Below are 16,163 nucleotides of genomic sequence, written 5' to 3'. Positions count from 1 at the left end.
ATGCCGATATCCGCTCGCCCGCGCCGGCTGATGCGACCACCGTCACGATCCTGTGCGGCAGCGTCAGCGGGAGGGGTCACCCGCGGTCGCCGGTGCCGCCGCTGGTGGGGGCGGAGGTCTGCTGGTGGCCGCCGGGGCGCGGTGCCTGCTGGGTGTCGCGGATGCTGTCGCGGGCGGCTTCGGCGACCGCTTCCGCGGTGATGCCGAACTCGGAGTACAGGCGCTGGTAGTCGGCGGAGGCGCCGTAGTGCTCCAGGCTGACGATCCGTCCGGCGTCACCGACGACCTCGCGCCAGCCCTGTCCGACGGCGGCCTCGACGCTGACCCGGGCCCGTACGGCCGGCGGCAGGACCTGGTCCTGGTAGGCCGGGGGCTGGGCGCCGAACCACTCCCGGCAGGGCATCGACACCACCCGCACCGTGAGGCCGTCGGCTGCCAGCAGGGCGCGGGCGTCCAGGGCGATCTGCACCTCGGAGCCGGTCGCGACCAGGATGACGTCCGGTGCCGCGCCGTCCCCCGTGTCGGCCAGGACGTATCCGCCCCGGGCCGCCCCTTGCGCGGCGGCGTACTCTCCGCTGTCGCGGTCCAGTACGGGCAGGTTCTGCCGGGTCAGGATCAGTCCGGTGGGACGGTCGGTGTGTTCGAGGACAGCGCGCCAGCAGGCGGTGGTCTCGTTCGCGTCGGCGGGGCGGACCACGTCCAGCCCGGGGATGGCGCGCAGCGCCGCCAGGTGTTCCACCGGCTGGTGGGTGGGGCCGTCCTCGCCGAGGCCGATGGAGTCGTGGGTCCACACGTAGGTGACGGGCAGCTTCATCAGTGCGGCCAGGCGTACGGCGGGGCGCATGTAGTCGGAGAAGGTCAGGAACGTGCCGCCGTAGGGGCGGGTCAGGCTCTGCAGGGCGATGCCGCTCAGGACCGCGCCCATGGCGTGCTCGCGGATGCCGAAGTGCAGGGTGCGGCCGTAGGGGCCGCCCTTCCAGTCCTTGGTCTGGCGGTCGGCCGGTAGGAAGGACGGTTCCCCGGCCATCGTGGTGTTGTTGCTCCCGGCCAGGTCGGCCGAGCCGCCCCACAGTTCCGGCAGCACCGGTGCCAGCGCGGACAGGATCTCGCCGGATGCGGCCCGGGTGGCCATGCCCTTGGGGTCGGCGGGGAAGGCGGGCAGCGCGTCGGCCCAGCCGTCGGGCAGCTGCTGGGCCTGCAGTCGGTCCAGCAGCCCGGCGCGTTCGGGGTTGGCCGTGCGCCAGGCCGTGAAGGCCTCGTCCCACTCGCGGTGGGCCCGGCGGCCTCGGTCGGCGGCCTGGCGGGTACGGGCCAGCACCTCGTCCTCGACGGTGAAGTGCTGGTCGGGGTCGAAGCCCAGCAGGGTCTTGGTGGCGACGATCTCGTCCTCGCCCAGCGCGGAACCGTGCGCCTTGCCGGTGTTCTGCTTGGTGGGGGCCGGCCAGCCGATCAGGGTGCGCAGCATGATCAGGGAGGGGCGGCCGGTCTCTTCGCGAGCCCTGCGGGTCGCGGCCAGCAGCGCGTCGACGTCTTCGACGTAGGCGCCGCTGCGGGTTCCGGCGCCGGTCCAGTCGACGGTCTGCACGTGCCAGCCGTAGGCGGCGAAGCGGGCCGGGACGTCCTCGCTGAAGGAGACGTCGGTGTCGTCCTCGATCGAGATGTGGTTGGAGTCGTAGAAGACGGTGAGATCGCCGAGCTCCTGGTGCCCGGCCAGTGAGGCGGCCTCGCTGGTGACGCCTTCCATCATGTCGCCGTCGGAGGCGATGACGTAGACGTGGTGGTCGAAGGGGCTGGTGCCCGGTTCGGCGTCGGGGTCGAGCAGACCGCGTTCGCGGCGCGCCGCCATCGCCATGCCCACCGCGCTGGCCAGGCCCTGGCCGAGCGGACCGGTGGTGATCTCCACGCCGCGGGTGTGCCGGTGCTCGGGGTGTCCGGGGGTGGCCGAACCCCAGGTCCGGTACGCCTCCAGATCCGACAGCTCCAGGCCGTAGCCGGTCAGGCAGAGCTGGATGTAGAGGGTCAGGCTCGAGTGTCCGCAGGACAGCACGAACCGGTCCCGGCCCAGCCACCGGTCGTCGTTCGGGTCGTGCCGCATGACGTTCTGGAACAGCAGGTGGGCCAGCGGGGCCAGGCTCATCGCCGTCCCGGGGTGGCCGTTGCCGACCTTCTGCACCGCGTCGGCCGCCAGCAGCCGCGCGGTGTCCACCGCCCGCACGTCCACCGCGTCCCAACCGGCTTGCTCGGCCACCGGCATGGCCACCGACCTGGTCCGCTGGACCGCCTTGCCCGACTGCTCGCTTGCCATGCTGCTGCTCCTTCGAAAACCGTAGGCGAAAAACCTCCCGGAATGCGCACCTCGTGGGTGGGGGGTGAAGCCGGGATCCTCGACCCGCCACGCGGCGCCCGGGGCCGTTATTCGCGGGCGCTGGGGACTTTCAGGGGATCGCGAGGCGCACCGGGCTTGGCGGCCGTGAGCTCTTCACCGAGCTCGACCAGCTGGTTGCGGCCCATGGCGGAGCGCACCTGGGGGAACCACTCCTGCTCCTCCTCCTCGACGTGATGACGCACGTTCTCCATGAGCACGGTCATCTTGGCGTCGAAGCGCTCGTCATCCATCAGCTTGCCTCCGCGTCGTCGGGCGCCTCCCCGGAACGCGGGCTGCGTCCTCGGGGGAACGCCCATGGGTGATGGGCTCCCGGCAGCCGCCTACCCCGCGCACGCCGGCCGACCCGCCGGGACAACCTCGGTTGTCGTCGTGCGGGTAGCCGGAAGCCTGGGGCCGCCGGGTGCCGTGGCAACCGCTGCCGAGGTCACCGCGGCACCACCCCGTCCTCGCCGAAGAACGCACCGGTCGGGCCGTCGTCCTTGGCGTACTACGGCCTCGTCACCGTGCCCGTAGCCGACGCGCCGACGGTGACGACGGTGATCGCGTGGCCGCCCCACAGCCGCTCGCGGGCGGTCGCCGCCCTCGTCCGGGCCGCTACCCGTCTTTGCGCGCCCCACCCGGTCTATTCGGCCCAGGCCTGCGCCAGCAGGGTGCGGAAAGTGGCGGGCTCTCGACCGATCAGGTCGGCCAACGTCGGGTCCACGGCGGCGAACTCGCTATTCCGCGCTGCCGCGAAGATGCTCAGGATCAGGTCGGCGACCGGTGCCGGGACACCGTGGGCCAGGGCCTGCTCGCGGAAGTCGTCGGCGGCGACGACGGTGCGGGTGAAGGACCGTCCCGTGACCTGGGCCGCGATCTCGGCGACGGCGTCGAAGTCGAGCGCCGCGGGACCGGTGAGTGGCGGGGTCGGGCCGTCGAAGCGGCTCTCGTCGGCGAGGATCGCCGCGGTGGCCTCGGCGAGGTCGTCGTGGCCGGTCCAGGCGACGGGGCCGTCGGCGGGGAGGGCGATGTCGCCGGTGTGGCGGGCGGGCTCCAGGAACTGCAGGGCGCTGGCCGCGTAGAAGCCGTTGCGCAGTGCGGTCCAGGGCAGGCCGGTGGCGCGCAGCAGGTCCTCGGTCCGGGCGTGGTCGCGGCATGCCTGGAAGCGGGAGTCGTGGGCGGCGCCCGTCTGGCTGGTGTAGAGGATGCGGCCGACGCCGGCCTTTTCGGCGGCCTCGATGGCGGTGCGGTGGCCGGTGACGCACTCCTCGCCCGTACGGTCGAGGGAGACGAGGAGCAGTTGCTCGGCGCCCTCGAAGGAGTGCACGAGCGAGGCGGGGTCGTCGAAGCTGCCCTGCCGCACGCGGACGCTGCGGTCGGTGAGGTCCTGTGCCTTGCGGGGGTCGCGGACGCTGACGCCGACGCGGTGGGCGGGAACGCGGTCCAAGAGGCGCTCGACGATGCGGCGCCCGAGCTTTCCGGTGGCTCCGGTCACGATGATCACGGGGGTTCTCCCAACGGTGCTTCCAGTGGAATCATTTAAACGATAACATCGATATTAACGATGGAAGCACGATTCCGATATCGTTGGATCCATGCCTCTCCGCGACACCACCGACAGCTCTCGCCGCCGCATCGTCCTGGCGGCCGTCGAGCTGCTGGAGAACGGCGGGCCGGACGCGGTGAGCACCCGCGCGGTCGCCGCCGCGGCCGGGATGCAGCCGCCGGCGATCTACCGCCTCTTCGGCGACAAGGAGGGGCTGCTGGAGGCAGTCGCCGAGCACGGCTACGCACAGTTCCTGGAGAGCAAGCGCGCACAGCTCGATCCCGTCCCGGAGGACCCGGTGGAGGAGCTGCGCCGCGGTTGGGACCTGGTGGTGGAGTTCGGGGTCTCGCGCCCGGAGCTGTTCGCGGTGATGAACCGGGCCACCGGCCGGGGGCCGGACGCGGCACACCGCGCGGGCCTGGAGATCCTTCACGGGCGGGTGCGCCGGCTGGCGGCCGGGGGGTGGCTTCGGGTCGACGAGGAACTGGCCGCCCAGATCATCCAGGCCACCGGCCAAGGCGCGGTCACCACCTGGCACTCCACGCCCGCGGAACGCCGCAATCCGGCGCTGCTGACCGTCCTGCGCGAGTCCATGGTCGCCGCCGTCACCCGCGCCGAACCAACGGTCTCCGCCACCGAGTCCGGCCCCGCCCCGGCGGCCCGCGCGCTGCGCGCGGCCCTCCCCGACGACGCCGATGTCCTGAGCGACGCCGAGCAGCGACTGCTGCGCGAATGGCTGACCCGACTGGCAGCGGACGGTGACACGCCGCGGGCCTGATCCCGCGCCGGCCGCTCTCGTGCAGGTCAGGCGTCGCTACGCGATGCGAACCCGTGAGGGGTTGCCCCCACCACGCTTCCTAACGCTTCGTCCTGGGGTTCAGGCCCCTACGCCAGCGTTCTCAGCTGGGGCGCAGCGCCGCGCTCGAGGCGTTCGGGGACTTCGAAGCGCGCACCGCCCGGCAGGTGGTCGGTGCAGTCGGGAACCACGATGGGCGGGCGGCTCAGCGCAGTCCGGCGAAGAGGTCGTTCTCGGGTACGGCCGCGCCGGTGGTGTCCCGGACCCGTACGAAGGTCTCCACGCCCATCAACTCGCCGAACCTCTCCTTGCCCATCTTGAGGAAGAAGATGTTCTCGCCCTGACTGGCGTGCGCGGCCAGCGCGTCGAACTTCTGACCGCTGAACGCGGTGGCGTCCACCCACGTGGTGATCTCGTCGTCGGGCAGGCCGATCTCGGCCATCGCCGCGGCCTCGGCAGGATCCGGTGCGGGCATGTCCGCACCGAACTCCCGCATGACCTCGCCGAACCGCCGCATCATCGAGCGGGGCGCCGTGGTCCAGTACACCTTCGGTGTCGGCGCGGTCATCTCCAGCGCCGCCATCGTGATGCGGTGGGCCTGGATGTGGTCGGGGTGGCCGTAGAAGCCGTACTCGTCGTAGGTGACGACGACGTCAGGCCGGTAGTGCCGCATGAGTTCCGCGAGTCGGGCGGCGCCTTCCTCAACCGGAGTGCGCCAGAAGGATCCAGGGGCGTCGTTGGTCGCCCAGCCCATCATCCCCGAGTCGGCGTAGCCGAGCATCTCCAGATCGCTGATCTTCAGGACGTCACAGCTAGCCTGGAGCTCTTGACGGCGCATCGCGGTGACCGCTGTCGGATCGTGCCCGGGATCGCCGGGCTTGACACCCCCCGGTCCGTCACCGCAGCCGCCGTCGGTACACGTCACGAGAACCGTGCGCATGCCCTCCGCCGCGTACCGTGCGAGGATTCCTCCGGTTCCGGTGGCCTCGTCGTCGGGGTGGGCATGTACGGCCATGAGTGTCAAGGGCCGGTCGGTCATGAAGCAGTCCTCCTGCAGAAGTACGTCTTGGTCCGAAGCACGTAGCGGGCGTACCACGATGCAGGGGCTCGGGTACCGGCGGGACGGGCGAGCCTGCGGCCTTCGGGTTTCCTGCCCGTGCGGCGCCCGTCCCTCGTCAATTCAACCGTGTCAGCCGGGCCGGCTGTTCCCGGCACGGCCGTGTGGCCGTCCCGGCTTTACAACGAACGGGGTACGGGCGCGATGTGCATGTCTCGGCGCCACGCCGCCGCGGGCGGCTTCACCGCGGCCTGCATCCTGGATGATCAATTCCATCAATTCCAAGGGATGCCTGCGGAGGGTGTGGGGTGGGCGGCGGCCGAAGCCACAGCGAGACGGTCAGGTGGCGGGCTGCCGGCCCTGGCTGTCGAGGTGGCAGCGGGCGGTCAGGCGTCAGGGGCGACTTCGGGGTGCGTGAACCGCATGGGCTTGCCCAGCGACCGGGCGTAGGCGATTTCGGCTCGGGTGCTGTCTCCGATGTAGTCGCCGACTACGAGCACCTCATCAGCGAGCCGGATCTTCGCCCGGTGCAGATCGTCGAGTCGGACCTTCAGCGCCTCGGCCTCGACAGGATCGGACCAGAGTTCGTGCGGCGACTTCAGGTCACAGCCCGGTTTGACGACTATCTTTCCGGCTTTGGTCTCCCGCAGATCGGCCTCGTTCATCTCGGTCATGAAGCGGGTGGAGCCGCAGATCACGACGATACGCGGGAGGCTCAACAGCTTCTTCGCGTCGGCGAGCTTCTCCTCGGGGGTGAGCAGTTGCGGGTATGACACGGGTTCCTCCCTGTGGTGTCGTCCGCGCCCAGCGCCTCCATCGAAATCGCCCGCGCCGGGGGCGATTACGGCGCCGGGCTCGCGGCGGCTCTCACCGCCCGCGCGACGCTGACCGGCTGTGACCCGGCCGCGCTCAGCACGGCGGGAGTTCCCGAATTGCCCACCACCGAAACCGCCGGGTGATCGCGGACTCCGGTCAGCTGCCGCAATCGCCCATGTGCGGAGCGGCGGTCAGCGCCGACCGGTCGCCCGTCGAGAAGCCTCAGCCGCTTCCGTCTCGCGGGCACGTCGTTCGACCGCTCCCCTTTGCTCGGCCATCATGCGCTGCTCCGCGTCCGGGTGCCGGTCCAACCACCAGAAGTAGGCCGTCGCCGCGACCGTCAACGCGAGCGTCGCGGCCCCCGCCAGCAACGAGGTGGTCCACCTGTGGTGCCCAACGAACCGCCATATCAGCACCAGCAAGACGTCAACCCCCACGCCTCGGACGGCTGTACGGACGGTACGCGGTGAGAATCGTCTGCCAGACATGACCGGCAACCTATCCGAGGGCCCAGATGCCGTCCCACCACGGATGGTTGCCGCCAGCCGTGGACGCCCGATCACGTGGTGCAAGACGTCGTGCGGGCCCCTCTCGCGACAGCCGCCCTCTCACCAGCGACCGCGGCGGCCCCGGTTCCCTCACCGTTCCCGAGGGAACAGGAGTACCCGCAGATCGCGGGGGCTGTACAGAAGGAACTGGAGGCTTTCTGACCTGCGGTCGAGCGAGCACCGGGCGGGGGATGGACGGTCCCGGACGTGGTCTACCGGCAGTGACCTTGCGCCCGGCAATGTCCCGCCGTTCCGCGGCCACGATCGCCCGATCATCGCGGTCACGGCGCGCCCAGCGGCCCCGGGGCGTCGCCGTCAGAGCTTGTGCAGGTCCTCCAGCGGTCTGCCGATGGTTTCGGCGAGCTCTTCCTCGTCGGCCCCCTGCGCCAGGGCGGCCGCGCTCTCGGCCCTGAGGTCGTCCGCCGCCGCCTCGCGGGCGTCTTCTGCGTCGTCGTACCGCTTGGCGGCGAGGGCCAGTTTGGGCGTGTCCACATCTATATGATGCCACTCGCTGACCGGTTCGCCTCGACCGGACACGGCCGGGCATTCGTGTTGAACCTGAGGGTATTGCGGGCGGTGTGCCCCAACGGTCCCGGGCCGAGCGTGCCGCGGCGGCGGTAGGGTGACGGCGACCGAGTCGCCGGGGCTTCTCGCAGTCGTCCGTCGCGCTGCTGGTAGCCGGGGGCCGCGGAGAGGCGGACCGGCTCCATCCCCCTCATCCTCGGGGTTCACGCCATGGCAGCACCGCATACCGACGGGTCCGGCGCGCTGGCCCGCCTGCTGAAGGACAGTTGCCGAGCGGCCTTCGAGCAACTGCCGGCGCTGCTGGACGCCGCCGCGGGACGCCTCGGTGTCGGTCGGGCTCGGTTGTACGTGGCGGACCTCCAGCAGGATGTGCTGCGCGAGGTCACCGGGCACGGCCAGAACGCCGGAGCAGGCGGCGCCGAATTGCGCATCGACTCCACGCTGGCCGGCCGCGCCTATCAGACCGAGCAGATTCTGAGCAGTTCGAACGGACGCGACCACTGGCTCCCGATCGTGGACGGCACGCAGCGTCTGGGTGTTCTGCGCCTGCGCTCGGAAAAGGACACAGAAGCAGATCTACCCGCCGCGGAGTCTCTCGCCTTGGTGACCGGGCTGCTGTTGATTGCCAAGCGCGCGCAGAGCGACTCCTACGCACGGCTGATCCGCACCCGGCACATGGCCGTCTCCGCGGAGTTGCAGTGGACGCTGATGCCGCCGCCGACGTTCGCCAACGAGCGGGTCACCGTGAGTGCCGCCATGGAACCGGCGTACCAGGTCGCCGGCGACGGCTTCGACTATGCGATATGCGGCGACACGGTGCATCTGGCGGTCTTCGATGCCATGGGCCACAACACCACTTCAGGGCTGACCGCCAGTCTGGTGATGGCCGCCTGCCGCAACGAGCGCCGGCGGGGCGCGGGTATCGCGGAAGTGAGCCGGGCCATCGAGGACCTGCTGCTCCAGCAGTTCGATCACGGAAGCTACGCCACCGGCATACTTGCCGATCTCGACCTGAACACCGGAGTCCTGACCTGGGTCAACCGGGGCCACCTGCTGCCCATCGTCATCCGTGGCGGGCGCTGGGCCAGCGTTGTCCGCTGCCCCCCGGCCGGTCCGATGGGCGCCGATTTCAAGCTGCCGATCACCGTATGCCGCGAACAGCTCGAACCTGGGGACAGGCTGCTGCTCTACACCGACGGCATCACTGAAGCGCGGGACGCCGACGGACGGCAGTTCGGCATCGACCGGTTCACCGACTTCGTCATACGCCACCACGCAGCCGGCCTGACGGTCGCCGAAACGCTGCGCCGTCTCATCCACGCCCTCCTGGAGCACCAGCAAGGCCGCCTCGAGGACGATGCCACCGTCCTGTTCTGCCAGTGGAACGGCGCCGCCTGCGCCTGATCACGGTCGACACCGGCGGGAGGTCGGTACAGAGGTGTACGAGGACCTCCACCACGACAACGCCGACCACCTCCCGGCCGCGGCCCACCCGCCGGCCACCCGCCGGCCACCCGCCGGCCACCCGCCGGCCGGCGGCTCCCCGCCGGTAGGGCGGGGGCGGCTCAGCGCAGTCCGGCGAAGAGGTCGTTCTCGGGTACGGCCGCGCCGGTGGTGTCCCGGACCCGTACGAAGGTCTCCACGCCCATCAACTCGCCGAACCTCTCCTTGCCCATCGTGAGGAAGAAGATGTTCTCGCCCTGACTGGCGTGCGCGGCCAGCGCGTCGAACTTCTGACCGCTGAACGCGGTGGCGTCCACCCACGTGGTGATCTCGTCGTCGGGCAGGCCGATCTCGGCCATCGCGGCGGCCTGCCTTGCTCTCGGGCACTCTGTGGCGACCATCGGCTGGGACCCGACCCGTGGAAACGGAGCTGACGACTCTCGCTTGACCAGGGATGATCGTCAACATGACTGATAACGGGAGGACCTCGGAGACGCCCCTGACGATCACCCGGATCCTAGGGGACGCTCCTTTTGCGCCTGTAGGCAAGCCCACCAGTGTGGCGTCCAGTAGCACGCAGGGTGTAATCGTCGTAGGTGGCGACCTGGGGCCGCTTCAATGGCAGGGTCGACTCCTCGGAGGCGGGGCCTCTCAGTACCGCATCGGCGTCTTCTCACTGGACGATGTGCGCTGCCGGATGGTTCAGTCGACGCGCTGGCCGGTCAACGCGGTGGCGCTGCATCCCCTCCTTCCCGTGGCCGCCGTCGGGACCGGTTCTTACGACGGCGGGTACGCGTTCGAAGGTGAGTTGCTCCTGCTGGATCTTCAGACCGGCCGGTCTGCTTCCGTCCTGCAGCGCAAGCGCGAGATCCGGTCGCTGAGCTGGAGTGACAACGACACGCTCGACGTCGTCGCCTCTCCGTACGACGACTACGAGGACGACGAGGCACACGCTTTCGGCCATGCCTTCAGCCTTGTGTGCGATGACTGGACGACGGTGCCGGACCGAGCCTTCACGGCCGAGCAGCAAGTCGGTCCGCGTGTCCCTTGCGCCCTGCCCCCTGGCACGCGTCTCGCCGAGTGGCATCTTGTCGAGATCTGCGCCGACCTCGGCCGGTCGTGGGTTTCACGTCGCCAGGTCTGGGCGGTGGAACCCCACGGGGAGGGGAACGTGGTCGCCGCGCTGGAGGGCGTGGAAGCGGAGTCCTGGCTGTCAGGGGGATCGCTGGCGTGGTCGGTCCCCGACAGCCTTGGAGGCCGGCAACTGCATCTTGCTCCGGACGGCCGGTCGGTCTGGGCGACGGTGCCGCAAGGACATGTGCGAACGCGAGGCGGGTGGCAGGACCTTCCCACCCGCGTCGACCGCTTGTCCCTGGAAGACGGACGGGTACTTGAAACGCTCGACACCACTGGCCCTGTGGTGGTGACCGCAAGCCGGGACGGCCGGCTGGCGCTGCGTGATGCGAACTGGAGAATCGAGGCACGGCGATCGCCGATCCGGCTGATCGACCTCGACGGTTCCGATGAGGACTGCCACGCGAAGCTGAGCGGCTACGACCCCTACAACCACTACTTCGCCATCCGCAACAGCCCCATTCTGCTCTTCCTTGACGGCACCGGACCGCGTGAGCACCGTGACAAGAAGATCGTGACCATCGAGCCGGCGGAGAGCAAAGCTGCGCCGACCGTCCGAGCGCTGTTCCCCCTGGAGTGGGACTCCGCCCGTCAGGGCCATCTCTTCGGCGGCCCGGGTGTGTACCTCCACGACGGCCTGGGCGCGTCCGTTGTACACGCGGGCGCCGTGCACGACGGCGCCGGACTACTTCGTGGCAACGCATTCGTCGTGCGCCGCGTCCTGCCCGACGGTGAGCCGGCCTGGGTGTTCCACGCCGACTCCTCCCCCACCGCTGTCGACACCGACGGCGTGACCGTCTATGCGGCCTTCAGCAACGGGGAACTCGTCGCCTCGGATGCCCGCACGGGCACGGTGCGGTGGCGTCAGAACATCACCGTCGGTGGTGTGGAGGCCGTAGCGCTGTCACTGGCCCTCCACGAGAGCAGGCTGCTGTTGGGCACCTGGGACGGACGCATACTGGACTGCCTCGTTCCATCTGTCGCGGTCGCCTGAGAGCGGATCGGATCTGAACTGCAACTCCGCGACGTTGTTTGTACCCCGCTGCGGTACGGCCGGGCGCTCCGTTCGCCTTGACGGTTGTCCGCGTCCAGGGACCCCACCGCGACCGGCGGGACCCTTGGACGATTGCCCGCTGAAGCACTGGCAGAGTGGCGGGCGACCTGACGTGCGGCGGCGCAGCCGCCCAACGGAGGTGAGTGCAACCACAACTGCAACTACTCGGGAGACCGGGATGGCGGTTGACTGGCCTGGGGCTGGGCTCCGCCATGGCTGGTTGGATGTGACTTCCCGTTAGCCAGAGACGCTTGCGATGACCTCGCCGAGGTCCGTCGCGAGGTCGACGAGCAGTCCGGTCTCCTCCCACGATCCTTCGGGTGTCCGCATACTGCCCCTGGCGAATCGGTCGCGGCTCGTGGTGAGTTCCGTCAGTCGTGCTCCGACGCGGATGACCGTCACGAGACGATCCTCCCGCACGGTGAACTGCCGCACGAGGCGTATACGACGTACCGTGCCGGCCACCGGCGGGGTTGGGCGGTCACCTCCGGTGCCGTGCCAGGTGGCGTTGAGGACACCGCGCAGACCCTCGGCAGCGTCGGGGTCGGCGATGCTGGCTGTCGCTGCTGCGGTCACGACGGAGTCCGGAGGGAGGAGGGCCTCGATGGGTGCTGAGATCTCGTCCTCGTAGAGGAATTCGAGGCGCCAGCGGACCTCGGTCCCGATCGAAAACGGCTCGCCGCAGCATTGCATTTCCCAGTCGGCGACGAATACGGGCAGCGAGTCCATGGATCCAGTGTGGCGTCCGCCTGACCGCTCGGGCGAGGCGCATCCGGTGCCTTGGGTCGTGGGCTACATGAGGTCTGCGCAAACAAGGTGGGTTGCGCAGGTGCGGCAGCGGAAGAGGTAGGCGGCGGGCTGGCCGTCCTTGTCCAGGGCACGAAGATGATCCTCCACCTCGTCCGCAGCCCACCCCCAGGCGGCTGCCTCGCTTCGTAGTGCCTGCATGACGTGGGGGAAGGCCGTCGGCTCGCCAGCTCCCACGGCTCCGAGGAATGTGGTGCCGTCTCCGCAGTGGAAGAACCATCGCGGATCCTGCCGGGAAAAGAAGCCTGGGGTCCGTGCATCGACGGACAGGACCACTTCGAGCGGGACGTCGTGGCCGACAGGCTCGCGCGATGCACCAGGGGCACAGCAGCTAGCAGCTCGTGCAACTCTGTGACCGCGTAGACCGAACTCCGGTAGATGTGCCCGCGTGCCTGTCCGCAGCAGACGCAGACGGTGGTGGACGGGACGATCGATCCCGCGGCCAAGGGGTCGGGGTGGTACGGGAAGAGGGGCAGCGCTTCTGCTACGCCGGCGGACGTAACAGCCCGTCCACGAGTGCGGAGCCGGCGGGCACGGTAATGGAACGTCGGTGTTGACGAGTACCCCCGGAGATGGCTCTGGCCGCAGTTCCGTGAGCGGCGTAACGGCGATCAGCGATCACGTACGAAAGAGGAAGGCGCAAGCTTGTAGGCACTTCCTGTGCTCGCACCCGCCGAGCAGCCCTGGGCACTTCGTACCTACCAAGCATTCCAGAGCCCGCCGTGACGGTGGCGAACCGGAGGGATATCCGCGTCGTCAAGATCGCGGCCGGCGCGGTGCAGCCCGCGGATCCGCTGGGCTTCAAGGCGACCCTGGTGCCGGGCCCGGGCTTCAGCGGTTGCGATCTCGGTCGAGAAGGAGCCGCCTCTGCAGTGAAGCAGCATCCACTGCCAGGAGGTGATCCGGCGCAGCGTCTTCGTCGGGACGGGGCGACGGCCTTCGCGGGCGGACAGGGCCAATTCCGCGTGCGTGTAGCGCAGGTCGTACAGCGACATGGACTCCGAAGCGCCGTCTTGGACACGGAGTTGTCTGGGAGTCGTGCGGACGGTTCGGGACATCGAGAGCCTCCGTAGGGCCCTCCGGGCTATCCAGAGGTACCTACGGGGGGTGGGGGTGCGCAGCGGTCAGCACAACTCAGCCCCCTCGGAATGTCGCACAATCTACCAGCAGCACAGTATTCGCTTGGGGGCTCCCACCGGGTTCACGTCGCGACGAAGGGGCGGAGTCCCCCGTCCCGGGAAGGTTCGGTTTGGCCTGGACACAGCTGTGGCAGGCGACCCTTTCATGTGCACGCACGCTCGACCTGAACACCTGGGCGGGGACCGATACTGATCGCTGTGATCACGGAGTCCCCGCCTTCACCGGTCAACGACCAAGCAGACTTCGTGTCCTGTCTCGCTGCGGCCGAGGGCTGGATCAGCGCCGCCGCGGAAGCCCAACAGGAGGGGCTGTGGGTACTGACCGGGACGGAGCGCCGGATCCTGTCCGACGTTCTCGCGGACACCAATCCCCTCCGTGGTGGTCGTCTACCACCGCACAACGATGAATCGGTGTACGTGCGCCTGGGGGCGCATCAGGAACTGGGCCGGCGTGCTGCGACTCGCCGCACGCGCCGGCGGATGGGAACTCCATCCGGTGGTGGGTGCGGAACCCTCGTCCCTCACCAGGCCCATCGGTATGGCGGACCAGCTCTCGGGGATCTACGCTCTCGCGGAACAGGGCGAACGGTGGCGGCAACTGATGCCGGCAACCATCTCCGCCCTCAACGCCGCAGCACGCAACCATCCTCCGTGGCAACCGAAAGACGTCGACCAGGCGCTCGCCGAGTGTGCTCCCTCGTTTGCGAGGGATTTTGGCCACCACGGAGCGTTTCTTCATCGGCCCTGGTTCGCTGGAGGACCTATCTCTCTTCTTCTACTGAGCAGTAACCCAGGGGTCTGCTCACGTGCGGGTGCGGAGGATACGAGACTCGAACTCCTGAGGGGTTGCCCCCAACCTGCTTTCCAACTGTTCGCCGGGGGGTTCAGGAGCGTTCGCCACGGTCCTGACCAGTGCCGATGTGCGTCTCTGGCGGTTGACGGACGTCGCCGAACGGGGGTGAACGCAACCCGAACTGCAACCCTTCCCCGTCTGTCGTTGCCCTCGCCGACCCCCCCGGACTTCGGGTGGCTCTGGCAAGCGGCTGGGGCCGTTAAGGAGGTTGTGTCTGTGGTGCCGCTTCTGGGGTGAACCAGATTTCCCGGAGGTAGTTGCCGCCAGGGTCGGCAGGTCGTAGCCAGAGTCCTGGATACGGCTTCGTGCCGAAGAAGCTGAGGATCTCGGCTTCGGGATAGCCGAAAAGGTCGACGTCGTCGAGGACGACCGGGACAGCGGATGGACCGGTCGGCGCCGTAGTATGGCGCGCGACAGCGACGCCTCTGAGTCCGGGCATATCTGGCAGGACTCCCCACCGGTCCGAGACGTCGCCGGAGATCGTCAACCCTAGCCCTTCGTACCTCGCGACGAAGGACCAGCCCGCTCCGCACTGCCAGCCCTCTCGTACGTCGGCCAGAGTCGCCACCCTGTCTTGCGCCTCCCGTTCGGACATACCGACGGTCAGATGACCTGCTCCGAGTGGGAGGCGCAGCCCCTCGCTGAGGACGAGTTCGAACATCCGACCATGGTGAAGTCGGCCTGACGGGTCAGGCAAGAGATTTCAGGCGGCCCGGGGGCTCGGGCGGAGGTGTTATCGACGCAGACGCGCACCCTGCACGCCTACCTTCGCTGGCGCCACGCCAAGCCCGCCACCCCGACGTGCTGGCCGCCCAGCGCAAGAAGCGCGCCCGACTCCACAGCGAGAGGGGCCTCCGATGGGGCGGGCCGATCGCCCGCGCAGCTTGATCGGCTGGGCGAGCTTGCACGGCTGAGCCTCAGCGACAGCCGTCCGCCCGGGTGCCGACCGCTGGAGCGAGATTGGGCCAGGGGGGGCCTGCTCTGTCGGAGGCAGCGGACCGCAGGAGATCGAGAAGAGCGCAGCCCGGGTAGTCACCGAAGCTCGCCCAGGCCGACCGGTAGTAGCAGCTCCAGTAGCTCACGACCCGGCGCTGGGTGCGTGCGAAGAAGAGCGGGTTCTCCACGATGAACTGCCCGTACGCACGGTGTCCCGAGTTGCCTGGCGCTGCGAGATTACGGAGCTCATCAATGATGGCAATCAGGATCTCCACGACGTACTCGCCGACCAACTGCAGAATGTACGGGAGGACCCACGGGTCCAGGGACCCGACGATCGCTGCCAAGTGGCGCTGCCTGACCCTCCCATCGCAGTGCCGCGAGTACAGGCAGTGCAGAAGCTGCCGCTGACGCGGCGAGAGCGACGCGACCACGTCAGCCGGCGGCTCGTCGTGGTAGAGACGCCCGGGGATGGACACCTCCTGGCCCTCGACGACAACCGAAAACGGGTTGACCGGTCCCCAGCGAGAAGCTGGCATCACCGCCAGCACATTTTCGACATCGCCAGCAAAATCGGCTGGAAACGCCGCGATCAGCGGATCGCTGTGGTCGGAGAGCGGCTGCACGGGCTGAGCATAGGCGGTCCTGGACAGGAGGCCGGGATACCGTGCCCAGAGCCGATCCGGTGAACGCATGCGGTCAGAGCACGTGCTCTGACCGGGAAGATCCACCGAATAGAGCTCGGCCGAGCCGCTACGGTGAAGCATCGACGGTCGTAGCGATGTTCGATCGAGGGGGTTGGCTTGGCCGAGATAGAGGTTCCGGCGCCTGAGCCGGATTGGCAGGACGCTCCGGGGTACCAGGGTGGGAATCCCAATCCCGCCTTCCAGCGGAGCATGTGGGACTACGCTGCCAGCTCTTTCCAACTGGTGGCGGGGCTACGGCCGCCGCTGGAAGCGCTCGCGACGCGATTGCGGCTGACCGTCGAACGTGGCTGGGAAGATCTCGGAGACGTCGACGTCGCCATGTTCACGATCAAGCGTGTGGACTTCGCGCTGAGTCGGATGGAAGGAGCCCCCGTCCAGGACACGTTCGTCTGGGTGAGACGCTCACAGCACAACGTGGACGCGGCACTCGACATTCT

At 69.1% G+C, this 16,163-nt stretch carries 16 protein-coding genes and 4 pseudogenes; 7 read left to right on the top strand and 13 right to left on the bottom strand.

From position 1 onward, the window contains the following. Positions 1–76: 76 nt before the first annotated feature. Positions 77–2,305, bottom strand: coding sequence for a transketolase (gene tkt / locus GA0115240_RS26215; protein WP_093740297.1), 2,229 nt, complete (start codon positions 2,303–2,305; stop codon positions 77–79). A gap of 107 nt (positions 2,306–2,412) precedes the next feature. Beyond that, positions 2,413–2,616 carry a hemerythrin HHE cation-binding protein gene (locus GA0115240_RS26210; protein WP_237555221.1) on the bottom strand — a complete coding sequence of 68 codons (204 nt, stop codon included), beginning with the start codon at positions 2,614–2,616 and terminating at the stop codon, positions 2,413–2,415. Positions 2,617–2,880: 264 nt separating this feature from the next. Here GA0115240_RS26210 and GA0115240_RS38650 point away from each other — a divergent pair. After that, positions 2,881–2,991: pseudogene (locus tag GA0115240_RS38650) on the top strand (LysR family transcriptional regulator); the annotation flags it as partial. Positions 2,992–3,008: 17 nt separating this feature from the next. Here GA0115240_RS38650 and GA0115240_RS26205 read toward each other — a convergent pair. Beyond that, entirely contained in the window at positions 3,009–3,869 is an 861-nt protein-coding gene (locus GA0115240_RS26205; RefSeq protein WP_093740295.1) for an SDR family oxidoreductase, read from the bottom strand. Between the two features lie 91 nt (positions 3,870–3,960). Here GA0115240_RS26205 and GA0115240_RS26200 point away from each other — a divergent pair, with 91 nt between their 5' ends. Next, entirely contained in the window at positions 3,961–4,689 is a 729-nt protein-coding gene (locus GA0115240_RS26200; RefSeq protein ID WP_093740293.1) for a TetR/AcrR family transcriptional regulator, read from the top strand. Positions 4,690–4,912: 223 nt separating this feature from the next. Here GA0115240_RS26200 and GA0115240_RS26195 read toward each other — a convergent pair whose 3' ends face one another. Continuing rightward, positions 4,913–5,746 carry a PIG-L family deacetylase gene (locus tag GA0115240_RS26195; protein WP_093740291.1) on the bottom strand — a complete coding sequence of 278 codons (834 nt, stop codon included), beginning with the start codon at positions 5,744–5,746 and terminating at the stop codon, positions 4,913–4,915. 404 nt (positions 5,747–6,150) lie between these two features. Beyond that, positions 6,151–6,540: a hypothetical protein gene (locus GA0115240_RS26190; protein ID WP_093740289.1), complete on the bottom strand. Its 390-nt coding sequence runs from the start codon at positions 6,538–6,540 to the stop codon at positions 6,151–6,153. A 12-nt stretch (positions 6,541–6,552) separates the two neighbouring features. On the opposite strand from GA0115240_RS26190, the gene GA0115240_RS37245 reads away from it, so the two are divergent. Continuing rightward, entirely contained in the window at positions 6,553–6,723 is a 171-nt protein-coding gene (locus GA0115240_RS37245; RefSeq protein ID WP_161302462.1) for a hypothetical protein, read from the top strand. Positions 6,724–7,443: 720 nt separating this feature from the next. On the opposite strand, the gene GA0115240_RS37240 is transcribed toward GA0115240_RS37245, so the two are convergent. Beyond that, positions 7,444–7,620 (bottom strand): hypothetical protein, encoded by a 177-nt coding sequence (locus tag GA0115240_RS37240; RefSeq protein ID WP_161302460.1) that lies wholly within the window; start codon positions 7,618–7,620, stop codon positions 7,444–7,446. A gap of 381 nt (positions 7,621–8,001) precedes the next feature. Between GA0115240_RS37240 and GA0115240_RS26180 the strand changes: the two genes are divergently transcribed. Beyond that, positions 8,002–9,057 carry a PP2C family protein-serine/threonine phosphatase gene (locus GA0115240_RS26180; RefSeq protein WP_256069989.1) on the top strand — a complete coding sequence of 352 codons (1,056 nt, stop codon included), beginning with the start codon at positions 8,002–8,004 and terminating at the stop codon, positions 9,055–9,057. Positions 9,058–9,218: 161 nt separating this feature from the next. On the opposite strand, the pseudogene GA0115240_RS26175 reads toward GA0115240_RS26180, so the two are convergent. After that, positions 9,219–9,479: pseudogene (locus GA0115240_RS26175) on the bottom strand (GlcNAc-PI de-N-acetylase); the annotation flags it as partial. Between the two features lie 314 nt (positions 9,480–9,793). Here GA0115240_RS26175 and GA0115240_RS26170 point away from each other — a divergent pair. Beyond that, a complete protein-coding gene (locus GA0115240_RS26170) occupies positions 9,794–11,224 on the top strand; it encodes a PQQ-binding-like beta-propeller repeat protein (protein WP_161302457.1) in 1,431 nt (476 codons plus the stop codon). 297 nt (positions 11,225–11,521) lie between these two features. Here GA0115240_RS26170 and GA0115240_RS26165 read toward each other — a convergent pair whose 3' ends face one another. The 5 genes and pseudogenes from GA0115240_RS26165 to GA0115240_RS36355 all read right to left on the bottom strand — a co-directional run bounded on the left by GA0115240_RS26165 (position 11,522) and on the right by GA0115240_RS36355 (position 14,744). Further along, the gene (locus tag GA0115240_RS26165; RefSeq protein ID WP_093740281.1) at positions 11,522–12,013 is read right to left on the bottom strand and encodes a DUF6578 domain-containing protein; all 492 of its coding nucleotides are present in this window, start codon (positions 12,011–12,013) and stop codon (positions 11,522–11,524) included. A 63-nt stretch (positions 12,014–12,076) separates the two neighbouring features. Continuing rightward, positions 12,077–12,367: a CbrC family protein gene (locus GA0115240_RS38645; RefSeq protein WP_256069988.1), complete on the bottom strand. Its 291-nt coding sequence runs from the start codon at positions 12,365–12,367 to the stop codon at positions 12,077–12,079. 122 nt (positions 12,368–12,489) lie between these two features. Beyond that, positions 12,490–12,537, bottom strand: a pseudogene (locus GA0115240_RS38640) (hypothetical protein); the annotation flags it as partial. Between the two features lie 252 nt (positions 12,538–12,789). Next, positions 12,790–13,086, bottom strand: coding sequence for a hypothetical protein (locus GA0115240_RS26155; protein ID WP_141708970.1), 297 nt, complete (start codon positions 13,084–13,086; stop codon positions 12,790–12,792). A gap of 1,196 nt (positions 13,087–14,282) precedes the next feature. Next, a complete protein-coding gene (locus tag GA0115240_RS36355) occupies positions 14,283–14,744 on the bottom strand; it encodes a hypothetical protein (RefSeq protein WP_141708969.1) in 462 nt (153 codons plus the stop codon). Between the two features lie 75 nt (positions 14,745–14,819). Here GA0115240_RS36355 and GA0115240_RS38635 point away from each other — a divergent pair. After that, positions 14,820–14,971: pseudogene (locus GA0115240_RS38635) on the top strand (IS630 family transposase); the annotation flags it as partial. Positions 14,972–15,000: 29 nt separating this feature from the next. Here GA0115240_RS38635 and GA0115240_RS26150 read toward each other — a convergent pair. Beyond that, complete coding sequence (locus GA0115240_RS26150) at positions 15,001–15,645, bottom strand: hypothetical protein (RefSeq protein ID WP_093740276.1); 645 nt, start codon at positions 15,643–15,645, stop codon at positions 15,001–15,003. Positions 15,646–15,822: 177 nt separating this feature from the next. On the opposite strand from GA0115240_RS26150, the gene GA0115240_RS26145 reads away from it, so the two are divergent. Continuing rightward, positions 15,823–16,163: hypothetical protein (locus tag GA0115240_RS26145; RefSeq protein WP_141708968.1), on the top strand; the 341-nt coding region annotated here is incomplete at its 3' end.

It is taken from the genome of Streptomyces sp. DvalAA-14 (assembly GCF_900091855.1).
Classification (GTDB): Bacteria; Actinomycetota; Actinomycetes; order Streptomycetales; family Streptomycetaceae; genus Actinacidiphila.
Note: the sequence above shows the minus strand (reverse complement) of the source record. Positions and strands in the feature narration are given on the sequence as shown.

Excerpts from the sequence above, each read along its gene's own strand:
- tkt (WP_093740297.1), bottom strand. The coding sequence starts at position 2,305 with ATGGCAAGCGAGCAGTCGGGCAAGGCGGTCCAGCGGACCAGGTCGGTG.
- GA0115240_RS26195 (WP_093740291.1), bottom strand. The coding sequence starts at position 5,746 with ATGACCGACCGGCCCTTGACACTCATGGCCGTACATGCCCACCCCGAC.
- GA0115240_RS26200 (WP_093740293.1), top strand. The coding sequence starts at position 3,961 with ATGCCTCTCCGCGACACCACCGACAGCTCTCGCCGCCGCATCGTCCTG.
- GA0115240_RS26210 (WP_237555221.1), bottom strand. The coding sequence starts at position 2,616 with ATGGATGACGAGCGCTTCGACGCCAAGATGACCGTGCTCATGGAGAAC.
- GA0115240_RS36355 (WP_141708969.1), bottom strand. The coding sequence starts at position 14,744 with ATGTTCGAACTCGTCCTCAGCGAGGGGCTGCGCCTCCCACTCGGAGCA.
- GA0115240_RS26155 (WP_141708970.1), bottom strand. The coding sequence starts at position 13,086 with ATGTCGCTGTACGACCTGCGCTACACGCACGCGGAATTGGCCCTGTCC.
- GA0115240_RS26170 (WP_161302457.1), top strand. The coding sequence starts at position 9,794 with ATGGTTCAGTCGACGCGCTGGCCGGTCAACGCGGTGGCGCTGCATCCC.
- GA0115240_RS26165 (WP_093740281.1), bottom strand. The coding sequence starts at position 12,013 with ATGGACTCGCTGCCCGTATTCGTCGCCGACTGGGAAATGCAATGCTGC.